Source organism: Streptomyces sp. NPDC101110 (assembly GCF_044759525.1).
Lineage (GTDB): Bacteria > Actinomycetota > Actinomycetes > Streptomycetales > Streptomycetaceae > Streptomyces.
The window spans coordinates 1-1782 of sequence record NZ_JBIVZM010000033.1; the positions used below are offsets into that span (position 1 = coordinate 1).

Below are 1782 nucleotides of genomic sequence, written 5' to 3' on the forward strand. Positions count from 1 at the left end.
GGCTGGACTGGTACAACTACCACCGACCCCACACCGGAATCAGCGGCCACACCCCAGCCAGCCGCGTCACCAACCTGTCCGGTCAGCACACCTAGATGACCCACACTGCGATCTCCTCGTGGACCTGACCAACTGGTAGGTCAGATGTCCGCACGGACGGTTAATCGTGCAGCAGGTCGGGCCACACCTCCCGCACCGTGTCCTCGTCGGCCTGGACCAGATGGGCGATCACCGGGATCCCGTCGGCGGACTCTGCATCATCGCTCGCCGGTAGCGCGCCGAGCTGGTGCTGCCCCGGCGCGCGATTTGCTGCAGTTCCTGCCCCTCCCGATCGATCGGTCTGCGCACACGGACAGGCTCAGCCACCGCGCCTCCACCGGTCGCATGGACGTCACCGCACATCCAACCGCCACGACCATCGACCCGGCAAACCAACTTGGTCACGGCACCAGAGTCGTTGTGACCGGCCACGCCGCGACGTGCTGTTACAGACCGGTCGAGGGTAGGTCGGTTCCGCCCGGGATGAGGGCCGGCTGAACGTCTGCCTGCTGGAGTTCGGCAAGCAGCTCGTTTTGTCCTGCGATCAGTTCGGTCAAGATGCGGCGGGCTGCGCGCAGGAGTTCGGCCACATCACCGCCGGCAAGTGCGTAGCTGACGGTTGCACCCTCCCGGATGGAGACGACGATGCCCGAGCGGCGTAGCACGGCCAGTTGCTGGGAGAGGCTGGATGGTTCGATCTCGATCTCGCTGAGCAGGTCACGTACCGGGACGGGGCCGTTCTGCAGCAATTCCAGGACCCGGATCCGTACCGGGTGACCGAGCATGCGGAAGAACTCGGCCTTGGCCTGGTAGAGGGGGACCTGCATGTGAATCTCTCCCTGCCGCGTGAGGGCTGTCTCGGGGCACGGCGGCCTTCTGCGTGCCACCGCAGGCGGTGCTGCGAACCGATCCTCGTGGATGCGGCCCCGCACACCCATGGGATTGCTCTGATCTGGATGTGGCCAGTTGAAGAAATCTTCAAGTGGTGAGCGTGCGGGGCCATGGAGCACGCGGCTTGCTACACGTCCAGCCCCGCCTCGATCCGCTTGAGCTGGTGGCGGGCCATGGCCAGGTTCGATGTCTTTTTGTCGAGCACGAGGTAGAGGAACAAGCCGTTGCCACCACGGCCCTTGAGGGGCCGGAGGAGATGGTTCTGGCTGCCGAGTGTGATCAGTATGTCCTCGATTTCGCCTTTGAGTCCGAGGTGTTCCATGGTGCGGACCTTGGCGCGGATCACGTCCGTGTTGCCAGCTGCCGCAACAGTCAGGTCGAGGTCCTTGCCGCCCCCCATGGTGCCCAGCGCCATACCGCTGGTGTAGTCGACCAGCGCAGTCCCCAATGCGCCCTCGATCGAAGTCATGATCTCCTTCAGGGAGACCTCCACATTGCTCATACCAGCATCTCCTCCTGGGGTCTCTGCGCGGCTTGGGCATCGCCCTCCCCGCCCGTGCCCAGGACCCTATGTAGTGCCCGTTCCCGGCAGCCCTGTTGTTCCACTATTGGACGAGGGAGCTCGAAAATGGCGGATGATGCAACATCCGTGACGCATCATGGGCAGTGCGTTGCCATCCTCGAACCGGCGGCGAAGCGCTCCTGACCTGCGGTTTTATGCGCGCATCATGTGCGGTGTGGGCGCTAGGGGCGTATTACTCAACCGCGGTGCGGGCCCACCAGCATGCCGCCGGCGCGAGGACTGCACCGCCCGCCGCGATCCCTCAAAGGGGGCCACGTCGCGGGACGAAC

2 protein-coding genes and 1 pseudogene are annotated in these 1782 nt (G+C 64.8%); all 3 read right to left on the reverse strand.

The genetic code is table 11. The annotated features are described in order from the left end of the window. Positions 1 to 184 precede the first annotated feature (184 nt). A pseudogene (locus ACIQU3_RS36825) lies at positions 185 to 366 on the reverse strand (IS630 family transposase); the annotation flags it as partial. Positions 367 to 485: 119 nt separating this feature from the next. Continuing rightward, positions 486 to 866: a helix-turn-helix transcriptional regulator gene (locus tag ACIQU3_RS36830; protein ID WP_031111334.1), complete on the reverse strand. Its 381-nt coding sequence runs from the start codon at positions 864 to 866 to the stop codon at positions 486 to 488. A 191-nt stretch (positions 867 to 1057) separates the two neighbouring features. Continuing rightward, the gene (locus ACIQU3_RS36835) at positions 1058 to 1432 is read right to left on the reverse strand and encodes a hypothetical protein (protein ID WP_221758986.1); all 375 of its coding nucleotides are present in this window, start codon (positions 1430 to 1432) and stop codon (positions 1058 to 1060) included. Positions 1433 to 1782: the final 350 nt, after the last annotated feature.